Origin of the sequence: Neochlamydia sp. AcF84 (assembly GCF_011087585.1) — a bacterium.
Lineage (GTDB): Bacteria > Chlamydiota > Chlamydiia > Chlamydiales > Parachlamydiaceae > Neochlamydia.
Window position 1 is genome coordinate 118,961 of sequence record NZ_VJOT01000021.1, and the last position, 17,807, is coordinate 136,767.

The following is a 17,807-nucleotide window of genomic DNA, read 5'->3' on the forward strand; positions in this document are numbered from 1 at the left end:
TTCACTTGAGAAAAAAGGAGGGTAAAAATTTAAGAGGGAAATAAGAAGAAGAAGTAAACCTCCAACTATCAGCATAGGCAACAAGCTTGTCAAGAGCTTGCCTAAATGCAGCTATCCATGTGAGCCCATCCACCCGGTAAACTTTTTAATTGGTCCATGTATAATATGATTTAGATAGAAGAGAAGTGGATTTACAATTTTCTTTCCTAGCAAATAAAGAATAAAATGTTGAATGTTTATGAAATAGGCTGTTGATGTATAAATTTTTCCTCCGAGCTATAAGTGAAAAAAAACCGTGCAAATGGCCAGGAAAGTATTTTACTTAAAAAGTGAGGGGGTTAGTTGAAACAATCAATAAATTGATGGTATAGAAAATTTAGCCAAATGCCAATTAGAGGGAGAAATTAGCAAAAAAATGAAAAGCTTTCCCTATATCAAGTTTACTAGGGTTTTAGATAGATCAATTAGAAGGGCTGCATATGAATGATAAATAAGTTTACACATTGCATTAAAAGGCAAATTGGATGCTAAAAATGAATGACAGGCAGGTAAGCTTATGGGTGCTATAAATCTATACCTTAATTTCTCTTCATTCTCGGTTATTAAGGAGAGTCAAAAAAATTCTATCCCTTCTTCTTTAAACAGGATCGAATATGCAAAGATTGGATTAAAAACCTTTGCAGAATTAAAATTGCAAGATTGGTGTCTAGCAAGTCTTACTTGTAAGCAGTGGAAGCAGCTTACTCAAGAGCCTAGCACATGGAGAGAACTTTATTCCCAAGCGATAAAGAGGGAGGGTATTAAAGAGCAATTTTCTAGCAACCTTCTTGAGAATGAGGTTTCCAATCACCCTCATGCTAACGCCTTAACTTTTCGCCCTACAGCAATTTATAAAAATATTTTTCTTCCTATTGTCCCTCTCACTTACATCAAGGAAAAATGCTTAGAAAAAGAGGGCTTTTTATCGAAAGATAAAATAGAAGAAGTTGAAAATACTTACGCGCTAATATTAAAAGGTGCTGCTCAAGAAAATAATTCTATCCAGCAAAGCTTTTGCGTTGAAAAGTTAGGGGATATCTATGCTGCAAAAGAAACCTCTGAAACGCTTCTTCAAGCCGCAGGGCTTTATAATTATGCTTTACGCCTCTGCTCTTCGGGCCAGCAAGAAATCATTAGAGAAAAGCTTTTACAAGTTGAAGGTTTGCTTGCCAAGCTTTGCAAGGGAAAATCTTTAGAACCTTCTTTAATGAAAAAACGATTTGTAGACAATCGTCAAGCCTTGAAAAAGTTTAGAGATATAACAGAAGAGAAAATTTACAACTTGCCTGAAAACCCTTCTCCTCAAGAAATAAAAGCTCTTTATCATGAGATTTCTCGAGGGATAAAAGTTTTTTTCAAGTTACTTGTTAACCAGGCCTGTGAGGCTTTAGGACCACCCTCTTGCGAATACGCGATGATAGGCTTTGGCTCCTTAGCTAGAGAAGAGATGACTCTTTATTCCGATTTAGAATTTGGTATTCTTATAAAAGAGGATACTTTAATAAATAGGGAATATTTTAAGCGTCTAACAACTTTAATTCACTTGAAGGTGATTAATTTAGGGGAAACTATCCTCCCTGCTTTAGATATTCCTTGCTTAAAAGAGATTGATTTCTTTGATAGCATAACTCCAAGGGGTTTTGCCTTTGATGGGGCAGGAGTAATAGGAAAAGGCTGTAAAACCCCTTATGGCAATCGTCAAACATTTGAGCTTATTCAAACCCCTGAAAAGATGGCGCAATATATAGCTAAAGATGAAGAGGGCCACTGGTGGCATCAGCAAGAACCTCATCTTCCGCTGGAGCTTGTGACCTACACTCATCTATTAGGTTCCTTTAAATTAACAGAACAGTACAAACAAGCATTACAAGAAAACCTGGAGACTTGTTATCAAAAAAGCCTTACTCTTCGTCAATACTTAGCTAAGCATCATCTGGTTGAAGAAGATATGATGGTTTTCGAACCACGAATAGGAGAGCTAGAGTGTCAGGGTATGCTTTTCAACACCAAACATGACTTTTATCGTTTCCTTCATCTAGCTTTAGATAGGCTAGCGCTTTTTAATAAAGTGGCAGCTGTGGATACGTATAGTAGGATCGATCAATTAAGCAAGCAAGGGGTCTTGGCTCAGGAAGCTGCTGAAAAGTTAAAAGATTGGATGCTCACAGCGTTACTAATGCGCCTTAAAACCTATTCCTATTATCAAGCCCAACAGGAAACGATGAATCCTCTCATTAAGGTTTTTGATATTGACGAATCTACCCTTATACAAAAGCAGCTTGGCTTAGATGGGAAAACATTAGCAAAGATAAAAAAAATCTATCATGTTTTTATTCCCTTTTATCAGGCTATGAAAGAGTTTTTATTAGGGAGTGAGGATAGATTAAAATTTTCAATGCTAGATGAAAACTCTCCTCAAATGCAGGGAGATATAGCCCTAAGGTTTTTCCAACCCGAGGAAGCTAAAAATTGGTATAGTTTAGCAAGGAATGAAACTTCAGGAAACTCTGATTTATTAAATACTTTGGGAATGATTGATGGAATCCAAGGAAATTTCGAGCAGGCGATTGAGCATATCTATCAAGCGCTTGAAATAGACCTCAAGCTTGAGGGGAAAGATAGCCTGCAAGTGGCAAGAGATTATAATAATTTAGGAGTTTTCTACCAAAACCAGGGGAAACTAGGAAAAGCTGTTAACTATATAAAGCTAGCCCTTAAAATCACTATTAAGCTGTATGGCAATAATAACTTAAGGGCAGCCAATTGTTACAACAATCTAGGATGCATCTATTTAGAAGAAGGTAACTTGAAAAAGGCAGTTAAGTATATCAAGCAAGCGCTTGAAATAGACTGCAAGCTTTACGGAAAAAACCATTCTAGCCTAGCTATATACTTTAGCAATCTAGGACGAATCTATCACGAGCAGGGGGATTTAGCAAAAGGAGTAAAGCTCATTAAGCGCGCGCTTGATATAGACCTCAAGCTGTATGGAGAGTATCATCCGAATATGAGCAAGAATTATAATATTTTAGGGTTGATGTATCATGCACAGAAGGATGATGAGCAGGCAGCCAAGTATTTGAAGCAAGCTTTAAAAACCGATCTCAAATTATTAGGAAAAAATCATATAAAAATAGCTATTCGTTATAATAACCTAGGAAGTATCTATCAAAGCCAAGGTCATTCAAAAGAGGCTTTTAAATGGATCCGCAGGGCTCTTATAATAAGTATTAAATTATTCGGAGAGAACCACCCTCATGTAGCCACAGGTTACAATAATCTTGGAACAATCTATCGAGAGCAAGGAAATTTTGAGCAGGGCATAGAGAATGCCATAAAAGCACTGAAAATCCGTATCGAGCTTTTTGGCAATTATCACCCTAGCGTAGCAAGAGTTCACAATAATCTTGGAACGATTTATCAAGAACAAGGCAATGTTGAGCAAGCTGCTAAGTCATTCACTCAAGCACTAGGTGTTCTCCTTAAAGTATATGGTGCAAATCATTTAGAGGCAGCAAATCTTTGCCATCATTTAGGGCAAATTTATCAATCTCATGGAGAACTAGGAAAAGCAGCTAAGTACATCCATCAGGGGCTTCAGATTAATATTCAGCATTACGGCGAATATCATTCTCGGGTAGTTGAAGATTATAAGAATTTGGGGCTCATCTGTCAAAAGCAAGGGAAATTGAAGCAAGCCGGCATCTATATCAAGAAAGCACTCAAAATTAATATTAAACTTTTCAGTGAAAATCATCCTCTCGTGATAAGAGATTGTAAGGACCTTGGAATGGTTTATCAAGAGCAAGGGAAGTTAGGAAAAGCGCTTGATTATACTAAGCAAGCCCTTCGAAGTGGCATTGTTACATATGGCATTCATCATCCTGAAGTAGCAAACATTAACAGCAACCTACAGAAACTCAAGTCACTTTTTTCAACATCTGAGGTGAAAACAAACACACTTCTTAAGAGGCAGGGTAAGTCAACAGGAAGGGAAGCGTTGTGTTGACTTGGAGAATAAGAATATAACTTTGTGTAAAAGGCGCTGCTATGATAATAACTTAACGAGGAAGAAAATTAGCTATCAAATGTTTTTTTGCTTATATAGGCAAATGAATGAAAAATAAAATTTTCTCATACTAATGCATGCTTACTTAGAGCCAAATCAAACCAAATTAAGATAAAAGGCAGCTAATTTAATGATTTCAGAAAGTTCACTCCTTACGCCTATTGTATTTCCTGAGTTAAAGGCGAGAGAAGAAGCCCCTTCTCAGTCTTTAGAAAATTCGATTAAATATGGAAAAATAGATTTAAAAATATGCGCAGAACTTAGCTTGCGAGATTTATGTAGTTTAAGGCTTGTGTGTAAAGAATGGAAGCAAATTGCTCAAGCAACTGATTTATGGAAATGGCGTTGGTCAAAGGATTTTAAAATTAACTTTTCTACTATTAAACAACCACGTTCTTCTGCTAGTAAGAAGGGGACTTTTAAGGAATCTAGCTCCTTCAACCCTTTGTCTTCTAAAATTTATGAAAAGTTGCTTCTTTCTTTTGATAATTTAACCCCAGATGAATTAAAAAAAAATATAGAAAGCAATGAATTTTTATCAAAAGCAAGCATTGAAAAAGCAGAAAAAGCCTATACGCAAGCTTTAAAACGTGCTATCCAAAAGAAAGATCCCATCCAAGAAAGCCTTTATATAGAAAGATTAGGTGATCTGCATGTAAGAAAAGCCACTTCTGAAACACTCCTGCAAGCCGCTGGGCTTTATAATTATGCTCTACATAATGCCCCTTTAGGCGAGCAAGCAATTATTAAAGAAAAGCTATCAAAAGTAGAAATTTTGCTTAGCAAGGCTTGCACAGGAGAACCTGTAGATATTCCTAAAATCAAAAAGCAATCTGGGAATAATCGAGAAGGATTAAAAAAATTTAGGGATGAAATAGAAGAGAAAATCCAAGCTCTCGGCCCCGATCCTTCCCCTGAAGAAGTTCGAAAGCTATTTGGTGAGATTACTCAACAGATAAAAGCTTTCTTTGAAATCCTTGTAAAACAGAGCGTAGACGCTTTAGGAGCTGAGCCTTGCGAGTATGCCATGATAGGCTTTGGCTCATTAGCTAGAGAAGAGGTGACACCTTATTCCGATTTAGAGTTTGGCATTCTTATAAAAGAAGATAATCCAACAAATCGAGAATATTTCAAACGTTTGGCCTCTTTGATTCACTTGAAAGTCATCAATTTAGGCGAAACTATCCTTCCTGCTTTAAATATTCCTTGCTTGCAAGCTATGGATTTTTTTGATGGCATTACGCCACGTGGCTTTGCCTTTGATGGAGCGGGTGTAGAAGGAAAGGGGTGTAAGACTCCTTTTGGTAACGACGGCAATACATTTGAGCTTATTCAAACTCCTGAACGGATGGCGCAATATATTGCTAAAGATGAGCATGGAAAATGGTGGCATAAAAAAGAGCCTCACCTTCCTATGGAATTGCTAACTTTTACTCATCTACTAGGCAATCTTGAATTAACAGAGCAATATAGTAAGGCACTCCAGAAAACACTTGATATTCCTTGCCAAGGAGATCTCAGCCTTCGACAGTACTTAGCCAAACAACACCTTGTGCTAGCTGATATGGAAGCTTTTGATCCGAGATTGGGCGATTTAGACAGACATGGAATGCTTTTTAAAGTTAAAAATGATTTTTATCGCTTTCCTCATTTAGCTTTGGATAGGTTAGCCCTTCTCAAAAGAATAGCGGCTTCCAACACCTTTACTAGGATTGATGAGCTAAATAAGTTAGGAGTTATAACGGAGGGCGCCACTGATAAGCTAAAAGAGTGGATGAGTATAGCGTTATTTATGCGTCTTAAAACTTACTCCCATTATCAAAAGCAACAAGAGATAATGAACCCGTTGGTTAAACCCTTTGGATTCGAAGATCCAGCTCTCATCAAAAAGCAGTTTGCTTTAAATCAGGAGGAATTAGAAAAGATAAAAAAAATTTACTCTATCTTTATTCCTTTCTATCAAATTATGCAAAAGTTTTTAGCAGGCAATGAAGAGGATCTTAAATTTTCAGATTTAAATGATAACTCATTCCAGACTTGTGGAAGTATAGCCTTAAGGCTGTTTCAATATGAAGAGGCCAAAAATTTCTATCTTTCAGCAAAATTAGACGATCCTGAAGCGTTAAGTGCCCTAGGGTATATTTACCGAGTTCGAGGTGATTTTAGCTTAGCTATAGAATCTGCTCACAGTGCGCTCGAAAAAGATAGAAAACTATATGGTGAAGATAGTCCACATGTAGAAAGAGATTACAATAACTTGGCATCAGTATATAAAGAGCAGGGGGATTTAGATCAAGCGCTTATGTACGCTGAGAAAGCGTTTCAACTTAATAAAGGGGCTAAAAGAGAAAATGATTTAACACTTGTAAAAGTTTACAACAATTTAGGGCAAATCTATCAAGCCAAAGGAGATCCAGATAATTCGGCTAAGTATTCTATGGAAGCGCTCAATATGGGCAGTAAGTTTTTGGATAAAAATCATCCTTCGTTGGCGATAGTGTGCAATAATTTGGTAATGGTGAGCCAAGAACAAGGTAACCTACAGCAGGCGTCTGAGTATGCACAGAAAGCTCTCAAAATTGATAATAATCTTTATGGTGAGAATCATCTAAATGTAGCAATAGATTATAATACTTTAGGGCAAGTTTACAAGGTGGAGGGTAAGTTAGAGCTGGCAGCTCAATATACAAAAAAAGCATGCGACATTGCCATTAAGATTTTAGGTAAAGATCATTATGATATATCAATCTATTACATTAACCTGGCAATGATTTATAGGGACCAAGAAATAATCAATGGGGACCAAGGAAAGTTGAATCTGGCCGCAGAGTATATTAATCGGGCGTATGAAATTGAGCTTAGGGTGAAAGGGGAAAATAATCCGCAACTAACTTCGCTTTATATTAATCTGGCAGTGATTAAAAGAGATCAAGGAAATTTAAATGAAGCGCTTGTGTACGCCAAGAAAGCGCTTAAATTAGATGAAAACCATCATGGGAAAGAAAATGTTGCTACAGTAGCAGATTATTACACACTAGGGCTTATCTATAAAGATAAAAGGAATTTTGACAAAGCAATTAAATATGTTATGAAAGCGCGTAAAATTAACCGAGATCATTATAAAAAGGTCCTTCATGATGAAGCAAATTATTATAATATTTTAGGCGAAATATATCATGCGCAGACAGATTTAGAAAAAGCTCTTAAATATACACAGAAAGCTCTTGCCATTGACCTTAAGCTTTTTGGTGGTGATCATTCCAGTATAGCAGATGATTACTATAAACTGGGACAAATTTACAAAGAAAAAGGTAATTTATGCTTAGCTATCAATCATACTAAAGAAGCGCTCAGAATTAGTATCGGGTTATATGGCATCCATCATCCAAGAACAGTAACAATAGATGCTAATTTACAGGAACTTCATAAAATCTTTTAAGCTAACCTATGAAAAGGAAATCATCTTTTCCCCCTTTAGCATTCCATACTCGTCAATAAGATAACTTTTTCGCTATAAAATAGCAGAGTAAATATTAAAAAAATTGCAAATAGTTATAGGCGATAGTGCAAGCCAGGGTATTTAAAAAATGAGTTCGTGGCTAGTAATCTTTTGTTTCTGGCTCAAGTAATGTCGTCCATAAATTCCTGCTAGAAAATATATTCCTAGCCATAAAATAGCTATTTCCTGATTTACTAAAAGGTTTATGTTATAATCCAGGCTTTTGGGCATACCATAGGCGTAATCTAAGACAAAGTTAGTAAAGGATTCATTAAAATTATGGATGAACTGAGCTAGACTAAAGCTTAAAATTCCTACCATTAAACCAGCTAATAAAAACATGAGGGCAACACTTACCATCCAAGGAAAAAAGAAATTATAGATTATACTCCACAAGGGAAACTTTTGAAAATAATAGAGGGTTAGAGGAAGAGCTGCTAAAGTAACCGCTATGGAGAGTGCTAATGCTTGGCGGAATAAAGTAAGAATGATAAAGCCATGCTGGTTGGCAAGATTCATGGCCATTAATTGATTAAAGGTTTTCTTAGCAAAAATCTTTTGGAGTAAATAATCGAAGGAAAAATAAGAGACTAGAATAGCTGCTGTCACGGCAAAGCTAAATTGGAAGCCTATATGAAGCGCTAATTCTGGGTCAAAAATAAGAACGATTAACAATCCTATTCCCAAAGAATTGAGGCCAGAAGGAGGCTTTTCTAGTAGGGTAGCACCAAAGCCTAGCATGCAGCTGACCCATGCTCGAATGATAGAGGGGGAAGGCCCTAAAAAAGCAAAGTAGAGAGTCATAAAAAGCATAAGAAGACTTACACTCGTTTTGGGGCCTACTATCCAAGATAAAATAAAACCCAGCATGCCCGCTACGATGGCGAAATGAAAGCCCGAAATAGCCATGATATGTTGCAAGCCGAAACGTGAAAATTCAAAAGCCATAAGACGATTTTCAAATTCGCCCGTTGTAATGCCTGAAAGAAAGCTGCTGCTAGGGCTATTTGGGTTTTTAGATATTTTTTGAGAAATATATTTATTAACGGCTTGTTTGGCATTAAAGCGCCATTCTGCTAGACCCCAACTATTTGCTAAAGGGTGCCAGGGCTGGTATTTATCTGGCTTAAAAATAAATTTACCATTTTTAGACTGTTTAAGCCTACCTTGTAAAAGGTAGGTTTTATTAGCTAAAGGACGATTAAGCGCTGCATGATCTAGCAAAGAAATGATTACAGAAATGTTAGGATAGATATTTAAAGATTCATGCCCGGTAAAAGAGAGCAGCTTACCTTGATAGTTCCAGCTTTTACCTATGAAGGTGGCTTTCCGCGATAAAGAAGAGATATGAATAAGCGCAGTACCTGTAACTCCTTGTTCAGGTAGCTGAGGAGGTTGGAAGGCTAGAGAAGAATAGAAAGCAGCACTTAAAAAAAGAAGGAAGTTAAATACTGCAGCTTTGTATTCTTGGTGAAAGACAAAAGCGAGCAAAAGGATGGTTAGAAGCAGGCTATTTATAAAGAGGGTAGAAGATGAAATCCCTAAGCCACTATAGACTCCTAACAAAAATGAAAGGCCATAGAAAAGAGCAGGATAACTTTTACAAAATAAATATAAGGGGTTAAGGATATCAAACTTGAACTTCGTATAATCTCTTGTTTGGGTTGTTAAGGGAGCAAGTTAAACCTCGATCTTTCAACTTATTTATTTTACGAGACTGAAGGGCTTGGAGAGATGGAGGAAAGCTTAATGTTTTAGTTCCTTTTAATTTAGGGCGTTCTTTAGCTTGGCTAGTTTTGATTGGGTCGGGGAAAGCCGCAGGAATTTTTTTGCGGACTCGAAGAGCATCTATTAATGTATGGATGCCCGCTAAAAAGGCATAGTTAATTAAAGCGTAATGGTTGCTAAAAGTGATAATTAGATAATTATAAGAAATTGAATTATTATCTTTTAATAAGATGTATTTATGAATTTTATTAATAGCTAATACTTCACCGATAGGGTAAAAAGCTGCTCTATCTAAGGTGGAAAGTAGGTATTGAAAATTTTCTGGTAGGACTTCATTAAAAATTTTATCATTTTTTAGGATATAACATAAGGGGGCTGCCCCTCCAGGGATATGCTCTATAAGAATAAGCTCAGCAAAAGCATGCTGGGACATATTTCCAGATTGCAAATCTTTAAATTCGACATTTAATCTTTCTAGTTTTACCCTATTTACCTCCACGTCCGGCCATCCTTTTTTTTCTAAGTATCTGAAAATCAGGAAATAAATATAATTTTAAAAAAATTAGCCCGTTTGCTTTTCATCTTAATTTTTTAACATAATTAATGCAAACCCTTCTTAATTAAATTCAAAGAAATCCAAAAATTTGGTAAAAGTATGAATGGAAAGTTTTTAAGAAAAAAATAAAAAATTTGCTAGCATTTTTCTAATCATTGAGCTCCATGCTAAAGGCTTATTTAAGGAGGATAAAAATTTAGAAAATAGTTCAAATATAGCTTTTAGCACTTAATCCCCCTCAATTTTAAGGAATAAGTCGATGAATTTACCTGTTAAAGATTACCATTCTCAGTTATCTGTGCCTAGTGTCCGAGAAAGTTTTCATCAAGCGTTCTTTTTAGAAAAAAATTTAAGTTTTTTCTGGAAAATATTAAGAGCTAACTTACTTAAATTTTTAAGACCCTGCTACAACCCTATCATTTGATTACCGGTCGTCTTAAGTGGTTGTAAGTTTTTTTGTTTAGAGCATTTAATTGGCGAGTGGCTTTTAAAAAACTGTGGGGGCAAAGCGCGGCTACCATTAAAATCTTTATCCTGCAAAAACAGCTTGAGAAAGAATGGGAAGGATAAATGCCAGAGTGTTACATAGTTTTTCGACTGCTTTTGTAAGAGATAAGGATAAATTTTTGTTAGTGAAAGAAGGAATTTAGTATTAACCGTATAACTTTATTAAATTTATGATTTTCTTGGAATACTGCTTTTTCGATTGTTTATGGGGTAGCCACTATTTGGCTAACAGTAGATTAGTGCCACGAAATCTTTATCCTTCTATTCAATTGAAAAAGATAAAAGAGCTATCAAATTTTAAAGATTTTTCCTCCTCTAAATGGGCTATTACATCTTTTGTAGAGGAGCTAACATTTTATCATGGAAGAGTAAGCTAGCAAATATGATTTACAAGGTAGAGGAACTTTTCCAAAAACATGGTCATGATTTAGGTCTGGTGCTTGTAGCAGGTCATAAAGGACTCAAGCGTTCTATCAAAGTACCTGAGTCTCATCGCCCGGGACTTAGCTTATGTGGTTTTATGAAAAATCATGCTTACAAGCGTATTCTTGTATTTGGGCGAGTCGAAATGGAATATTTGAGAGACTTAGATCCTGAACTACGTGTCAATCGCTTAAAAGAGATCCTTACGACTGCTACTCCTGCTGTAATTGTGGCTAGAAGGCTATTGCCCTTAAAAGAACTAGTCGCGTTATGTCAAAATAAAGGTATTTCTCTTTTCAGGTCTAGCATGAGCACGATGAGCTTGCTTAGCAAGCTTACGCTCTTATTAAGTGAAGAGTTTTCTCCTAGTATGACCTGCCATGGTACATTGGTAGAAGTTTTTGGGGTAGGGGTCTTGATTAAAGGCGATTCATCCGTAGGGAAAAGTGAAGCGGCTTTAGGTCTTATTGAAAGAGGCCATCGACTTATATCGGATGATGTAGTCAAAGTTAAAAAAAGGGAAGACTCTTATGTGGAAGGATTTGGAGCAGAATTGACTCGGCATCATATGGAAATTCGAGGAATAGGGATTATTAATGTCGCTCACCTATATGGGGCTGTATGTGTAAGAGATAACAAAAGTATAGATATTGTGGTTAAGCTGGAAGCTTGGGACGATCAACATTTTTATGATCGAGTAGGTTTGGTAGAAAATTACTGTGATCTGCTAGGATTAAATATTCCCTATCATGTGCTGCCTGTGAAACCAGGTCGCGATGTAGTATTATTATTAGAGACCATCGCTCTTAATCATCGCCTAAAAGCAATGGGATATAATTCTGCAAAAGAGTTTAATAATAAGTTGTTAGATATGATTTCTTCTAAAAATCAAACAAGGAAAAGGATCCGTGAAGCTATCGAGTCAAGTGCAAGTTAAAAATAAAATGGGCCTTCATACCCGCCCTGCAACAGTTATTGTGAAACTGCTGCAAAACAGTAAAAGTGATGTAACCTTTAAACATAAAAAAGAGGAAATCAACGCTAAAAGCATTCTTAGTATCCTCATGTTAGCTGCAAGAAGAAATTCTAAAATCACGATCGAAGTGGTGGGTGAAGATGCTAAAGAGACTTTAGAAAGGCTTGTTCAAGCATTTGAAAATCAATTTGAGGAGTAAAATTGCCACACTCTAATCTAGAAGAAATTCGGTTAACTGGCAATGTAATTTCCAGTGGAATAGCGATTGGAAAGCCTTTTTTTCTAAAAACTTTACAAAAAAGTTTTCCAGATGAAAACATTCCGGCTTATAAAGTCGAGGCTGAAACCGAACGTTTTCAAGCGGCTGTCCAATCAGTCATCAATGATTTACAGTCAATTAAAAATCAGCTTGAACTAGATGGCATGGAGGAGGGGGCTGCCATTTTAGAAGCGCAATTACAACTTTTGTCCGACCCTTTATTAATTACCGAAGTTAGCAAGCAAATCCATTCTAAACGCAAAATTCCTGAATATATTCTTCATCAATTGATTCAAGAGTATCAGAAAAAATTTGATACCTTAGAGGATATGTTTTTTCGAGAGAGATTTAAAGATGTACAGGATATCTCTCGCCGTATTATAGCCTATCTTCATAAGGAAACAAAAAGTGCTTTTGATGAGCTTTTACCAGACTCGATACTTTTCGTAAAGGATCTAAGTCCCGCGGAAACTGCAGAAGCTAGCCAGAAATGTGTAAGGGCTATCGTATCCGAAAGAGGAAGTGCTACCGCTCACGCTGCCATCCTTGCCCGGGCTAAAGAAATTCCTTATATGACCAACATAGCATTTGACGAAGTGTCGAGCTGCTCGGATTACCTAGTGATTGTCGACGGAAGAAATGGGGAGCTAATTTTTAATCCTTCTTCCGAGACATTAGCCCAATATGAAAGGTTAAGTGAGGAGTTAAATGCTAGACGTCTTCGATTAAGGCAGACAGACTCTCATGATATAGAAACTTATGACGGCTATAAAATGAGACTTCTAGCTAATATAGAAACCAGCAGCGAAGTTAAGAAAATCCATGAATATGGTGGTGAGGGGGTAGGATTATACCGCTCTGAAAATATTTTAGTAGGTCGGGAGCGCTTACCCACAGAGGATGAGCAGTTCGAAATTTATCGAGAACTCGTGGAAAATATGCAAGGTCTGCCTATTACTATTCGAACTTTTGATGTGGGGCGGGATAAAGCAGGCATTGAAGCTTCTCCAGGTCAAACAGGAAATGCTTTCCTGGGATTTAGAGCGGTAGGAAGTTTAGAACGAGAGAAAGATATTTTTATGACCCAGCTGCGTGCTATCCTACGTGCCAGTGCATTTGGTGAAGTTAATATTCTTTTTCCTATGGTCTCTTCTTTATCCGAGTTAATTGAAGCTAAACGCATGACCCAAGAGGCTGCTAGGCAAGTAAAAGTTAATTCTTTAGTTAACTTAGGGTGCATGATTGAAGTGCCCTCAGCAGCTATTATTTCTGATCTTCTGGCGCGTGAGTCTGATTTTCTTTCTATAGGAACTAACGATCTTATCCAATATACTTTAGCGGTGGATCGCTGTGATAATACCATGAGCCATTTATATCAACCTATGCATCCATGTGTCTTAAGATTAATACGACATGTGGTCATTGAAGCTAATAGGCATAACGTGCCTGTCAGCATTTGCGGTGAAATGGCTGCTAATCCTAAATATATTCCTTTATTGATGGGATTGGGGATCCAGGAAGTGTCAGTAGCTGCCCGCTATATACCTTTAATCAAGCAGGCGATTCGCTGCTCAAGCATTATCTCATGCTGTAAGTTAGCTGAAAAAGCGCTATCTTTAGCAAGCACTTCTGAAATACAAGCCCTTTTGGATGAAACTTTTTATGCACATTTCGCTCGTGCTTCTTTAGAAGAGCTGATGTGAAGCATGGAAATTTTTCTGCTTTTCAATAAAGGTAAATAATATCGCTTGTTACTCTACGCCTATGCTTTAAAGCTATGTCTCTATTTTCAAAGGAAAACATCTCTTCAACTTCTACATTTGCCTAAAGGTATGGTTTTTACATCTATATAATTGCTTAAGAAGTTTCTCGGAAGCATAGGATAAAAAATACCGGAGTATAAAAATGTCAAAGGTGATTTAGAAAAGTAGAAAATCTATCTATCTTATAGCTTGCCTATCATTCTTTATTTTATTTTTCGTGCCCTTTTTCTTTCGCATTTGCCAGGCAGTGAGAAAAAAACTTATAAAATTCCTAAAATAAATTTTTGATTTTTATAAGGAAAGAGATGGCTTTAGAAGCCAAATCCACCTAAATTAGGCATACCAGGTAGGCTAGGTATTTTGGGGTTTTGCTCTTTAAGCTTTGTAAAAGCATCTTTATAAGCGGCTTTAATAAGATCTTCAAGTCCTTCCACATCTTCAGGATCTACACATTCAGGCTTAATTTTAATCTGCTTTAGTTCGTGCTCGCCCGATAAAGTAATCGATACAAGACCGTTACCAGCACTTCCTACCACTTCAGTGGCTTGTAATTGAGTCTGCAATTTGGAGAATTGATCCTGTAGCATTTTAGCTTGCTTTTTTTGCTTTGAAAAACCTGTGCCCATATATTTCCTTAACTTAATTTCTTTTGAATGGTTCCTTCTAATTCTACGGCTGCAAACTGCATAATCGTATCATAGCGACTGATCTTGCTAGGATCCAGCTTCTCCTTTGTGACTTTACTATTGGCAAGCAAACCTTTTTTTTCTACTATTTCTACGATTCCAAGGTCAGCAGGGGAAGGAGTAGGATCAACACTAGTAGAGGCAAGCTTATCGCTAGTTTTAGAGAATGAAGGAATTTCTTTTGCAGCTCTATCTACTAAGGGTTCTAACTTAGGAGCAGGAGAAGGCGCTTCTGGCTTGATAGGTGAACCAAGTGGCGCAGAAGAGATAGCTGGTGTAGCACAAGGAGTGGGATCAACACTAGTAGGGGCAAGCTTATCGCTAGTTTTAGATAATGAAGGAATTTCTTTTGCAGCTCTATCTACTAAGGGTTCTAACTTAGGAGCAGGAGAAGGTGCTTCTGGCTTGATAGGCGAACTGGGTGGCGCAGAAGAGATAGCTGGTGTAGCAACAGGTCGCACAGCTGTAACTTTAGAAGGGTTTTCTAGTGAGGATCCTTCTTTGCTTATCTTTTGCTCTAGATCCACTAAGCGACGCACAAGAATGTCTACAGGAATTCGGGATTGAGCACGAATGATCCGCAAGAGTAAAGCTTCTAGAGTTGTTTTAGGTGAAGGAGCGAATCGGATTTGATGATGAGCTTCTACTAAAAAGTCTAAAATCATTAAGCAAGCTTCTTGAGAGTACACTTTAGCAGAAACTGCATATTTCTCGCGTTCTTCCTCGGATAGATGCAAGAAAGGTGCTTGCGTGCCCGAGAGCTTGACAACCAAGATATTGCGAAAGTGCTCGGTTAATTTCTCAACAAAATAAACTATATCCTTACCCTGAGAAAATATCTCTTCGCTAATGTCAAACGCTACCGCTAAATTACTTTCTTGGCTAGCTTTATCTAATTTGAAAAAATAATCGCTTTCTACAATACCTAACATGCAAGCTACCGTGGAAGCAGTAATCAAACCATCATGAAAAGATAAGACTTGGTCAAAAAGTGATTCGGCATCTCGCAGCCCTCCCTCTGCATGATTAGCTATTAGACGAAGGGCCTCATCTTCGACCTGAATATTTTGCTCTTCTGCAATCTTACGCAGCTTTGCTTGGATGAGTAGAGGAGAGATGCGTTTAAGATTAAAACGTTGGCAGCGACTTAAAATAGTAGGCAGAACTTTATGCGCCTCGGTAGTAGCAAATAAAAATTTAACTTTAGGAGGCGGCTCTTCAAGAGTTTTCAACAAAGCATTAAAAGCTTCTTTAGTGAGCATATGGACTTCGTCGATAATGTAGATTTTATATCCACCCGCTGAGGCAGCATACCCCACAGTTTCATTAATTTGACGAATGTCGTCAATCCCCCGGTTAGAAGCTCCATCAATCTCTAGAACGTCTAGGGAATGGCCAGAAGTGATTTCTTGGCAAGATTTACATCGATTGCAGGGCTCAAACTGCTCAGTAAGATGATGACAATTTAATGCTTTGGCAAGGATACGAGCTAGGGTAGTCTTGCCTGTTCCTCTAGAGCCACAAAACAGGTAAGCTTGTGCCAGGCGATTATTCTTAATGGCATTTTTAAGCGTTGTTACAATAGCATCTTGGTTTAGAACTTCCGCAAAAGTTTGAGGTCGATATTTTCTAGCCAGGACTTGATAGGAGGTCATAAAAGATGTTTGAATGTTTTTTTATCTATTTTACTTGCCTTGAGTAATTTTAAGGAAGGAGGAATTTGTGCTAAGCAAAAAAACTTCTTATAGGCCTACTTAGGATGGGTCCTTAACATAATTAAGCTCTTCTAAGGTGTAATTCTTTTATGTAGAAAAATGGCCAATTTTAAGCCATCTTCTTAAGAAAAGGGAAAGATTAAACCTAACGGCTAAAGAAGGTATAACTCTATCTCCCAAAAAGAAAATTTAGCATTTGCAGGCTAACTCTTTCCTTAAAATTAGGCTTTTATTAAATATAGGACTGCCTTAACTACAAGGAGCCTATTGCAAACTTAATAGTCAGTGAGTGCATAAGCTGCTAAATACAAATTAATAAAGAGAATGCCAATGAAAAAAGCAGCTTTAAAAGATAGATAGATAGATAGATAGATAGATAGATAGATAGATAGATAGATAGATAGATAGATCAAATTAATTTTTAAATTAAAAGGCTAGCTTTCCATCTAAAGACCAAGTGATTGTTTTCTTTATTACTGTTCCAAAGAGGCCCAAGCGTGGTCAATCATCTCTTCAAGGCTAGGGTATTTAATCTGCCAGTTTAACTCTTGTTTAGCTTTATGAGCATTGGCTAAAAGGTAAGGAGGATCTCCCGGACGTGGGGGGCCTTCAAGGACTTGAATTTTTCGCTTTGTCACCTTTTCAGCGACTTGAAGAACTTCTTGTACACTAAATCCCTTTCCATTTCCTAAATTATAAATTTCCGTGGGGCCTCCAGCTAATAATTTCTCCATGGCCCTGATATGTGCAGTAGCTAAGTCGTAGATATGAATGTAGTCTCTTAAACAAGTTCCATCGGGAGTAGGGTAGTCTTTTCCAAAAATAGTGACAGGTCGATTATCTAAAATAGCTTGAAGAACGATAGGAATAAGATTGGAGGAGGCAGAGAAATCATTTTTGATTTTTCCTTCCGGATCCCCACCGGCCGCATTAAAGTAGCGCAGTTTAGCAGATTTAATTCCATAAGCTTTATCCATATCATCTAAAATTTTCTCAATAATAAGCTTGCTTTCACCGTAGGGATTAATAGGATGAGTGGGATGATCTTCAGAAATGAAGTTAGCCTGAGGTAAACCATACACAGCTGCGGAGGAAGAAAATATAAAGACCTTAACACTAAATTCTTTAATACATTTCAATAAATTTAATGTAGAGGAAACGTTGTTAATATAATATTTTTCTGGGCTATGTACAGATTCACCTACATTAATAAAGGCAGCAAAGTGCATCACAGCATCAAACTGCTGGTTAGCAAAAAGTTTTTTTAAGAGAAGGGGATCACCCATGTCGCCTTCAATAAAAGTTCCCCACTTTACACGGTTGCGTTTGCCCTGGCTTAAGTTATCCAAAATGACAGTATCGTAGTCAGCTTCGTGAAGTAACTTGTTCACAGTTGAGCCAATAAAGCCAGCTCCGCCGGTAACTAACACTTTTTTTTTATTACTCTTACGCATATGTAGATCGGGCGACTAAAGGAATTGAGTAACTGATTCTGAAGAAAGCTGCCAATATGCTGCAAGAAATAAATAATAAAATAGATAATTTTGACCTGTCGGCAAAAAATATTTTTTAGCTAGGATAGGGCTT

At 37.1% G+C, this 17,807-nt stretch carries 11 protein-coding genes; 6 read left to right on the forward strand and 5 right to left on the reverse strand.

The window, feature by feature from the left end; all coding sequences use genetic code 11:
* Window positions 1-556: 556 nt before the first annotated feature.
* Window positions 557-4,048, forward strand: a complete 3,492-nt coding sequence (locus tag NEOC84_RS01895) for a tetratricopeptide repeat protein (protein WP_166154749.1) — start codon at window positions 557-559, stop codon at window positions 4,046-4,048.
* Between the two features lie 190 nt (window positions 4,049-4,238).
* Window positions 4,239-7,547 (forward strand): tetratricopeptide repeat protein, encoded by a 3,309-nt coding sequence (locus NEOC84_RS01900; protein WP_166154757.1) that lies wholly within the window; start codon window positions 4,239-4,241, stop codon window positions 7,545-7,547.
* Between the two features lie 141 nt (window positions 7,548-7,688).
* Here NEOC84_RS01900 and NEOC84_RS01905 read toward each other — a convergent pair whose 3' ends face one another.
* Entirely contained in the window at window positions 7,689-9,173 is a 1,485-nt protein-coding gene (locus NEOC84_RS01905) for a ComEC/Rec2 family competence protein (protein WP_166154759.1), read from the reverse strand.
* A 64-nt stretch (window positions 9,174-9,237) separates the two neighbouring features.
* Window positions 9,238-9,834, reverse strand: a complete 597-nt coding sequence (locus tag NEOC84_RS01910) for a hypothetical protein (RefSeq protein ID WP_166154761.1) — start codon at window positions 9,832-9,834, stop codon at window positions 9,238-9,240.
* Window positions 9,835-10,150: 316 nt separating this feature from the next.
* Between NEOC84_RS01910 and NEOC84_RS01915 the strand changes: the two genes are divergently transcribed.
* From NEOC84_RS01915 to ptsP, 4 genes are all read left to right on the forward strand, one after another.
* Window positions 10,151-10,315 (forward strand): hypothetical protein, encoded by a 165-nt coding sequence (locus NEOC84_RS01915; RefSeq protein WP_166154763.1) that lies wholly within the window; start codon window positions 10,151-10,153, stop codon window positions 10,313-10,315.
* A 465-nt stretch (window positions 10,316-10,780) separates the two neighbouring features.
* Entirely contained in the window at window positions 10,781-11,758 is a 978-nt protein-coding gene (gene hprK, locus NEOC84_RS01920; RefSeq protein WP_207391762.1) for an HPr(Ser) kinase/phosphatase, read from the forward strand.
* On the forward strand, window positions 11,730-11,996 hold the full coding sequence (locus NEOC84_RS01925; RefSeq protein ID WP_039384027.1) for an HPr family phosphocarrier protein: 267 nt from the start codon (window positions 11,730-11,732) through the stop codon (window positions 11,994-11,996). Before hprK ends, NEOC84_RS01925 begins: the two co-directional genes overlap by 29 nt.
* A 2-nt stretch (window positions 11,997-11,998) precedes the next feature.
* On the forward strand, window positions 11,999-13,759 hold the full coding sequence (gene ptsP / locus NEOC84_RS01930) for a phosphoenolpyruvate--protein phosphotransferase (RefSeq protein WP_166154765.1): 1,761 nt from the start codon (window positions 11,999-12,001) through the stop codon (window positions 13,757-13,759).
* A gap of 371 nt (window positions 13,760-14,130) precedes the next feature.
* On the opposite strand, the gene NEOC84_RS01935 is transcribed toward ptsP, so the two are convergent.
* From NEOC84_RS01935 to galE, 3 genes are all read right to left on the reverse strand, one after another.
* Entirely contained in the window at window positions 14,131-14,445 is a 315-nt protein-coding gene (locus NEOC84_RS01935) for a YbaB/EbfC family nucleoid-associated protein (protein WP_166154767.1), read from the reverse strand.
* Between the two features lie 8 nt (window positions 14,446-14,453).
* Complete coding sequence (gene dnaX, locus NEOC84_RS01940) at window positions 14,454-16,160, reverse strand: DNA polymerase III subunit gamma/tau (protein ID WP_166154769.1); 1,707 nt, start codon at window positions 16,158-16,160, stop codon at window positions 14,454-14,456.
* Window positions 16,161-16,693: 533 nt separating this feature from the next.
* Complete coding sequence (galE, locus tag NEOC84_RS01945; protein ID WP_166154771.1) at window positions 16,694-17,674, reverse strand: UDP-glucose 4-epimerase GalE; 981 nt, start codon at window positions 17,672-17,674, stop codon at window positions 16,694-16,696.
* Window positions 17,675-17,807: the final 133 nt, after the last annotated feature.

Coding starts and splice junctions, on each gene's coding strand:
- NEOC84_RS01895 (WP_166154749.1), top strand. CDS start 557: ATGGGTGCTATAAATCTATACCTTAATTTCTCTTCATTCTCGGTTATT.
- NEOC84_RS01900 (WP_166154757.1), top strand. CDS start 4,239: ATGATTTCAGAAAGTTCACTCCTTACGCCTATTGTATTTCCTGAGTTA.
- NEOC84_RS01915 (WP_166154763.1), top strand. CDS start 10,151: ATGAATTTACCTGTTAAAGATTACCATTCTCAGTTATCTGTGCCTAGT.
- hprK (WP_207391762.1), top strand. CDS start 10,781: ATGATTTACAAGGTAGAGGAACTTTTCCAAAAACATGGTCATGATTTA.
- NEOC84_RS01935 (WP_166154767.1), bottom strand. CDS start 14,445: ATGGGCACAGGTTTTTCAAAGCAAAAAAAGCAAGCTAAAATGCTACAG.
- dnaX (WP_166154769.1), bottom strand. CDS start 16,160: ATGACCTCCTATCAAGTCCTGGCTAGAAAATATCGACCTCAAACTTTT.
- galE (WP_166154771.1), bottom strand. CDS start 17,674: ATGCGTAAGAGTAATAAAAAAAAAGTGTTAGTTACCGGCGGAGCTGGC.